Source organism: Sulfurovum sp. (assembly GCF_041551015.1).
Taxonomy (GTDB): domain Bacteria; phylum Campylobacterota; class Campylobacteria; order Campylobacterales; family Sulfurovaceae; genus Sulfurovum.
Map to the genome: position 1 here is coordinate 1 of NZ_JBFENQ010000081.1, position 7,862 is coordinate 7,862.

The 7,862-nt window shown below is 36.4% G+C and carries 7 protein-coding genes; 4 read left to right on the forward strand and 3 right to left on the reverse strand.

Annotated elements, in window-relative coordinates:
- Both ABZC96_RS06435 and ABZC96_RS06440 read right to left on the reverse strand, forming a co-directional pair.
- A partial coding sequence (locus tag ABZC96_RS06435; RefSeq protein WP_373029893.1) for a ribonucleoside triphosphate reductase occupies window positions 1-1,905 on the reverse strand: 1,905 nt, incomplete at its 3' end.
- Between the two features lie 153 nt (window positions 1,906-2,058).
- A complete protein-coding gene (locus ABZC96_RS06440; protein WP_373029895.1) occupies window positions 2,059-3,087 on the reverse strand; it encodes a type I glyceraldehyde-3-phosphate dehydrogenase in 1,029 nt (342 codons plus the stop codon).
- A 202-nt stretch (window positions 3,088-3,289) separates the two neighbouring features.
- Here ABZC96_RS06440 and ABZC96_RS06445 point away from each other — a divergent pair, with 202 nt between their 5' ends.
- Together ABZC96_RS06445 and ABZC96_RS06450 are read left to right on the forward strand one after the other, a co-directional pair.
- Entirely contained in the window at window positions 3,290-4,303 is a 1,014-nt protein-coding gene (locus ABZC96_RS06445; RefSeq protein ID WP_373029897.1) for a ribonucleotide-diphosphate reductase subunit beta, read from the forward strand.
- A gap of 26 nt (window positions 4,304-4,329) precedes the next feature.
- Complete coding sequence (locus ABZC96_RS06450; RefSeq protein ID WP_373029898.1) at window positions 4,330-4,722, forward strand: DUF6858 family protein; 393 nt, start codon at window positions 4,330-4,332, stop codon at window positions 4,720-4,722.
- 69 nt (window positions 4,723-4,791) lie between these two features.
- On the opposite strand, the gene ABZC96_RS06455 is transcribed toward ABZC96_RS06450, so the two are convergent.
- Complete coding sequence (locus tag ABZC96_RS06455; RefSeq protein ID WP_373029899.1) at window positions 4,792-5,640, reverse strand: hypothetical protein; 849 nt, start codon at window positions 5,638-5,640, stop codon at window positions 4,792-4,794.
- Between the two features lie 204 nt (window positions 5,641-5,844).
- Here ABZC96_RS06455 and ABZC96_RS06460 point away from each other — a divergent pair, with 204 nt between their 5' ends.
- Window positions 5,845-6,765 carry a branched-chain amino acid transaminase gene (locus ABZC96_RS06460; protein WP_373029900.1) on the forward strand — a complete coding sequence of 307 codons (921 nt, stop codon included), beginning with the start codon at window positions 5,845-5,847 and terminating at the stop codon, window positions 6,763-6,765.
- Between the two features lie 13 nt (window positions 6,766-6,778).
- A partial coding sequence (locus ABZC96_RS06465; protein WP_373029902.1) for an SPFH domain-containing protein occupies window positions 6,779-7,862 on the forward strand: 1,084 nt, incomplete at its 3' end.

Sequence of the window (7,862 nt, forward strand, 5' to 3'; positions counted from 1 at the left end):
ATGCAATACAGTTCCCCCTGTATATTTGCACTGTAGATCATCTTGCAGTGTTAATGCCTCAAAAGGATCATCGGTATAAAATGCAGGGATTTGAGAAGAGTTGGTATAGTAATTGTTCTCCTTCGTTCCTGCCTGGATAATGTCATCATACCTTTTGGCATCTTCTTTGGCAAACCTATAGGTCGTTCCCTCTGCCGGTGTTGCTTCCAGATTATAGAGGTTTCCTGATCTCTCTTGAAACTCTTTGAGCTGGTCTCTCATAAAATCCAAGATCCGCATAGCCATCTCTTCTCCAAATGTATCCGCTATAGTATGTTTATCATTAGAAAAGTTTCGTATCATCTCATTCATCCCGTTGACACCGATGGTAGAGAAGTGGTTGTTAAACCCCGGAAGATACCTTGCCGTATAGGGGAACAGTCCTCTATCATACATCTCTTGGATAAATATCCTTTTTTTCTCAAGTGTAGCGTAGGCATACTCCATAAGTTTGGTAAGCCTTGCAAAAAGCTTCTCCTCCTCTCCTGCATAAAGGTATCCCAATCGTGCCATATTGATCGTTACAACACCAATACTCCCTGTCATTTCAGCACTTCCAAACAAACCTCCACCCCTCTTGAGAAGTTCACGAAGATCCAGTTGTAACCTGCAGCACATACTTCGTACATGTCCTGGCTTATATGCTTCTTCGTTAGGGATGAGTTCACCCTCTTCATTTCTTACATACTGACTTCCTATAAAGTTTTGAAAATAAGAAGACCCTATCTTTGCTGTATTTTCAAAAAGGATATCCGTATTTTCTCCATACCAGTCAAAGTCTTCTGTGATATTTACCGTAGGGATAGGAAAAGTAAAAGGCTGTCCACTTTTGTCACCTTCAGTCATCACCTCATAATAGGCTCTATTGATGAGATTCATCTCAGGTTGAAAATAATGATAGGTCATACTCTCTAAAGAGTGAATACTTTCATTTCTCTCTTTAGCCCGCTCCAATAACGCTTCATCATCCAATCCGGAAAACAGATGTTTCTGGTTTCTGGTCGGTATTTGATCTTTCAGATCAGCAGGAACCGTCCAGTCAATGGTAATGTTGGTAAAAGGGCTTTGTCCCCATCGTGCCGGAACATTAAGATTATATACAAAGCTTCTGATTGCTTTTTTTATCTCATTAAACGAAAGTCTGTCTTTAAACACATAGGGTGCAAGATAAGTATCAAAGGATGAAAATGCCTGTGCTCCTGCCCATTCACTCTGCAGAATACCCAGAAAATTTGCCATCTGACCCAAGGCCTCCCTAAAATGAGAAGGAGCCCTACTCTCCACTCTTCCTCTAACTCCGTTAAATCCTTCATCCAAAAGGACTCTCAAACTCCATCCTGCACAATATCCGGTCAAACAATCCAGATCATGAATATGATAATCTCCATCTCTATGTGCATACCCCTCTTCTTTTGAGTAGATCGTATCCAACCAAAAATTCGCGATCACTTTACCTGCTGTATTATTAACAAGTCCGGCATTGGAATAGCCAGTATTAGAATTAGCATTAACTCTCCAGTCAGATTTATCGATATACTCTTTGATAGTCTGAGTGGAGTTAATATAGGTTGTATCTTCATCTAAGCCCAATATCTGTTCTCTTTGAATCTTATGCATATGTCGATAGAGCATAAATGATTTCATCACTTCAAAATGTTGATGTGCATAAAGCACTTTTTCTATAATATCCTGAATCTCTTCGACAGAGATCTCATCTCTATTTTTGATCATATCCATTAACTCTACAAAAACACTCTTATCATAAGCTTTTACTTCACTTTTAAATGCTTTTTTGATCGCATCTTCGATCTTAAAAGGTACAAATTTCTGAGAACTTCCATCTCTCTTTATAATCGTTTTTATCATAACTGTTTCTCCCATACTTTTGCAAGGGTTCATTATAATTAATGATCTTTCCAAAAGGTTTGATAATTGTCAAGGAATTAAAAATTGTTCCTTTGAATGATTTGATCTTCATTATTTTTTGATTGAAATCAATACATTTATTTTAAACTTATGCTAAGTAGCTATTTGAACAACTTTTGCCATATCAACCAATCTTTGAGCATACCCATATTCATTGTCTTGCCATGCTGAGACTCTAAGTAGATTCCCTCCTACAATCGCAGTAAAAGGAAGATTGATCACAGCACTGTGAGGGTTTTTTATATAATCACTGGATTCATTTGGAGTATTTGTAGTATCGAGTATATTTTTATAGGTGGATTTTATCTCTGCCTCTAGTCGTTTATTGACCTCCTCTTTTGTATAACTTCCTTCTAGCATGATACTCAAATCATACAACGTAGTGCTAGCAACAGGCACTCTTATACTTTTAGCATAAAGCTTCTCCATGAGGTGTGGGAAAAAATAGGCTGTTGTCTCAGCAGCACTGCTCATAAGGGGTATGATATTTTGCGTTGCAGAGCGTGTTCTTCGTATGTCTTTTGAGTAGTGCTTTGCATCAAGTAAATTCTGGTAACTTGTATAACTATGGTACATACTCATCATAGCATGCTGGATACCAAAGTATTTATCTAGTATCTGAAATATAGGTACTATTGCATTTGCTGAACAACTAGAGTTAGAGATGATAGCCTCTTGTTTATACTCCTTATGATTTACACCCAAAATATACATTGGGGTATCATCTGTTACAGGGGTAGAGATAATCACTTTACTTGCACCGTTTTTAATCCAAGGGAAATTAGATTCTGTCGTTAAAAACATACCGCTGCATTGTAAAACAACATCTACATTTAAAGATTTTATATTCATATTTTCAGGATTAGGTTCGCAAAAAAGTTTTACTATTTGATTATCAATAAAAAGTTTGTCTTCTTGAATGTTAATATCATAATCAAGTGTTCCATAGATAGAATCATATTTTAAAAGATACGCCATCTGTTCATAGCTATAAAGGTCATTGATCCCCACTAACTCAAAACTGCTATCTTCAATCATGATACGTGCCGCACTTCTACCTATACGTCCAAAACCATTGATAAAAATGCGTATCTTTGCAGCACTCATTAATAATGACCCCATACTGAACTAAACATTTAATGTAGTTCTCCCCATACTGATACTGATTCCTGTAAGAAGAACAACTTTTTGATTATTTTGCATGGTAACCATTATAATGAAAAACAAGTGCCATACTATTGATAAGTATCAAAACTTGATACTTATCAATCTCTTTACCTATCAAGTCAGATAGAATAATATATTAAAAACCCGGGAGAATGTCATGGATGTAAAACAATACTATAACCCCAATGGTGAAGAAATACTTGATGAGAAAATCTTTGGTGGTTCACCTACAGGATTTGTGGATTTTAATCGTTCCAAGTACAGATGGGACAGCAATATCTATGATCTCATGAATGCCAACACCTGGTTTCCTTCTGAAGTCAATACCAGTACTGAAAAAAAGAACTTTAACAACCTCACTGATAATGAACAATCCATTTACAAAATGACTTTTGCACAATTAAGTTTCAATGACTCCGCACAAGAAGAATATCTTAGTGACTTTAGAAGACTGGCAAATAACCGTCTGGTCAAATCTGTTATATCTCTTCAAATTATGCAAGAGGTAAACCATTCAAAAAGTTATGCTGTTCTACTTGATGCATGTGGAAACTCTGATGAAGTTTTCAATCTTTACAAATATAATGATATGCTCAATCAAAAGAACCAACAAATTGCAGAACAGTTTGCTCGCTACATTGATGGTGGTTCTGTTGACAAAATGCTACTCTCTGCCATGGCAAGCGTGAACCTGGAAGGTATCTACTTTCTGTTAGGATTTAGCTATATTTATCTGCTTGGCGACAAAGTTCCCGGAGCTCGAGATATGATCAAGTTTATCGCCAGAGATGAACTCAATACCCACCTGCCTCTCTTTGCCAATATCTTCAAAACCATTCAAAAAGAGAATAAAATACAAACTGGCACTATTGACGCTGCCTATACGATGATCGAAGATGCAGTAAAAATAGAGTTGGAATATGGAAAATATCTGCTGAATCAGTTTCCGATTATGGGTATCACACCTGAATTGATGGAGCAGACTGTTTACAATTACGCTAACGACAGACTTGCAAAGATAGGGCTTACCCCTATCTTTCAGGAGAGCAACACAACCTATCTGCAAAAACTTGTGACCAAGCACCTGGATATGAATGAGGTCAAAAGTAACTTCTTCGAGAGTAATGTCTCAAACTATGCGAAATCAAGTATTGACTTAAATGATTTCTAATGCACTATTCAGAATAAAGGAAAAATATGCAACAAATAACATTTATGGATAGATATCCCGTATTTACCAAAAAGATTGTAAAAAGTGAAACGTCATTCAAGAGTATAGATGAAATCATTGCCTATCTGCGTGAAAAGATAGAAGCAGATCCCATTGCAATCTATATAGGTATATTTGATCATTATACATACACTAGCGGATTAGAAAATCACGAAATAGCAGATGAAATCAAAGATGCAAAAAATATAATGTGTTGTTTTGGTGACAAGTTACTGGTACCAGAGATAACGGCAGTAAGACCAAGATCATTTGGTGTGGTGCTTATGGAAGATACTTTTGTAGTAAGTTTTTTGCATGCACCTAGCCCTAAAGCAAATGCCACCATGATAGAGTGGGTTGAAAATATAGTGAATATATGATATGAGGCCTTAAAAAGTCCTCATTTTTTTACTTATTTAGTCTTTTCTTTACACTTCTATAGATAAAAACTATTTCTTAGATAAATAGCTGTAGATTCCCAAGGATACAATAATTAATGCAATACCAATAATAAGATAAAGTGCATATATCATCTGTGAGTAATCATGTAACGCAATCTTAAACACCACCATTAATGCTTCAATAGAAAGCGCGATGATAATAGCGATAGAAAACTTCGTTAAAACATTTGCATCTTCATCATCTTTGCTGTAATTTTTGAAAAAGACCTCTCTTTCCAAAATAGTCTTGGCAAGATCAAAAATAGCCAGTCCCAAAGTCAATGCCACAATAGGTTTAAAAAGTGCATCAAGAGAGAAGTTCCCTTCTATAAAAATGCTTGAAGCATACCCGAACAGTGCATAGATAATAGCAAAAAATGCAAAGGCCATCAATGAAAAACCTACGGCTTTATAAAAGAATTTTGTAAATTGATTAAACTCAGGATTTAACTCGACTAAACCAAGTCTTCCAAGTAATCCAGAGAGTCTAAAATCGATAAAAATATACTTATCTTCTTCTTTTTTCATCACAGTAACACAAGTTCTACCTGTTGCAGAACTGATGTAGGGAGAACTTATGGAAAAGGCTTCATCCTTTTGCATTAATTTTGTACTCATATAGGCTCTGTTTTTACCTTTTTCTGATACATCTTTTTTATTTCGAAATATATTAGGAGAAATTTGATTAAAATCTTGATCTGTAATATAAAGCAGTTCCATTGAAGGAAATGTTTGAAATATCTTTTTATAATTCTTCGATGTCTCTGATAAAATCGAACCTGTATTTTTTAAAGTTGTAATAATAAATTTTTCAATATCTTCCTGATTTTCCTCATAAACATTAATAAATTCTTTCATCATCGTTTCCTTTACTTTAACTGACGTTAATTAATAAAGTATAACATCAAAATAACAGTCTGAAACACATGTGACTGTATAGTTATTAACCAAAAGTATGCATATGATAAACGTATACATATGATAACCGACTATTAACAACAATTTAGCTAAAATAATTCATTAATTTTGGCTGCCTTATGGTAAGTCTTGGAGCGAATAACAATGAACAAAGCAAAATACATTTGGATGGATGGTGAACTCACAGCTTGGGATGATGCAAAGGTACATGTACTTACACACACATTACATTATGGTAACGGTGCCATAGAGGGAACTAAAGCTTACAAAACGGTAGATGGAAGATGTGCTATTTTTAAACTTAATGAGCATACACAAAGATTATTAAACTCATCAAAAATGACACTTATGAATGTGCCTTATACACTTGAAGAGCTCAATGCGGCACAAGTTAAACTATTACAGGAAAATGAACTCTTTGATGGTGCATATATCAGACCATTAGTGTATCTTGGTTATGGTGTAATGGGTCTATATCACAAAGACTGTCCTGTAAATGTATCTATCTCTTCATGGGAATGGGGTGCATATCTTGGTGAAGAGGGGCTAAGACGTGGTATTAGGCTTAAAATCTCTTCTATGACAAGAACACCGAACACTTCAAGTATGGGGAAAGCTAAAGCTGTGGCTAACTATCTCAACTCTCAAATGGCAAAATATGAAGCTGTAGAAGCAGGCTATGATGAAGCATTGCTTAGGGATGACCAAGGGTATATTGCTGAAGCATCAGGTGCTTGTTTCTTTATGGTAAGAGACGGTAAACTCATCTCACCACCATCTGACAACACACTTGAGTCTATTACGCAGCAAACGATTATTGACTTAGCTACTGATATGGGTATAGAAGTTGTTAGAAGACGTATTTCACGTGAAGAGATCTACATTGCCGATGAAGCATTCCTTACAGGAACAGCTGCAGAAGTGACACCTATTAGAGAAGTAGATGCACGTATTATCGGTGCAGGTTCAAGAGGACATATAACAGAAAAATTACAAACAGCCTATTTTGATGTAGTTGCAGGTAAAAACCCTGACTATATTAAATATTTAACATATATTAACTAACATAAGGATACATATGCCAGCAGACATGAATGACTATTTTAAAAAGAAAAAACCGAGCAATACCTCAAATAACAACAGTAGTGGTAGTGGCGGAGGAAGAAACTTCGAAAACCCGCTAAGCAATATGGGTAAAGGTGCGCCTTGGATGTTTATCATCGTAGCCATAGGATTTGCACTTTTTGTACTTAAACCATTTACGATCATCAACTCTGGTGAAGTGGGGATTAAAATCAATACTGGTAAATTTGAACAAGAACCTCTTGGAGCAGGACTACATTTTTTTGTCCCTGTGCTTCAAAAGATCATCCCTGTCAATACACGTATCAGAATGATCACATACTCTGATGTAAGAACAGGGGAACTAGGTGACGCATACAGAAACCTTGAAGGTGGACTCAAAAGAAACCCGGCAATCACAGTACTTGACAAAAGAGGACTGACGGTCAATATCGACATTGCTGTACAGTACAGACTCAAAGCAGAAACTGCACCGGCGACCATTGAAAAATGGGGTACAAGTTGGGAAGAGAAGATCATCAACTCTAAAGTACGTGAAGTGGTACGTGATGTTGTAGGTCAATATACAGCTGAGCAGCTTCCTGAAATGCGTAACCAAATTGCAGCAGCAATCGAAGTAAAAGTAAAAGAGAGTGTAGATGCACTTCTTAATCAGCCTGTTATCCTTGAATCTGTTGAACTTAGAACTATCAACTTACCTACAAAGATCAAAGACCAGATAGAAAGAGTCCAGATAGCGAAACAAGATGTTACCATCGCAGAACAAGAAAAAGAAAAAGCAAAACAACAAGCACAAAGAGCAGCAGAAGTTGCACGTGGTGAAGCACAGAGAAATCGTATCGAAGCACAAGGTGAAGCTGACAAGATCCGTATCGAAGCAGAAGAGCAAGCTAAAGCAAATACACTTATCTCAAATTCACTTACACCTCAACTCCTCGAGTTAGAGCAGATCAAAACACCAGCGAAATTTAACGATGCACTTAGAGTCAATAAAGATGCACAGATCTTCCTTACACCTGGTGGCGCAGTACCAAACATCTGGGTAGATGCAAAAGGTAAACAACAACAGCGTTTGATGG

What these genes read in the sequence shown, in the direction of transcription:
- ABZC96_RS06445 (WP_373029897.1), top strand. Translation starts at nt 3,290, where the DNA reads ATGGATGTAAAACAATACTATAACCCCAATGGTGAAGAAATACTTGAT.
- ABZC96_RS06440 (WP_373029895.1), bottom strand. Translation starts at nt 3,087, where the DNA reads ATGGGGTCATTATTAATGAGTGCTGCAAAGATACGCATTTTTATCAAT.
- ABZC96_RS06455 (WP_373029899.1), bottom strand. Translation starts at nt 5,640, where the DNA reads ATGAAAGAATTTATTAATGTTTATGAGGAAAATCAGGAAGATATTGAA.
- ABZC96_RS06450 (WP_373029898.1), top strand. Translation starts at nt 4,330, where the DNA reads ATGCAACAAATAACATTTATGGATAGATATCCCGTATTTACCAAAAAG.
- ABZC96_RS06460 (WP_373029900.1), top strand. Translation starts at nt 5,845, where the DNA reads ATGAACAAAGCAAAATACATTTGGATGGATGGTGAACTCACAGCTTGG.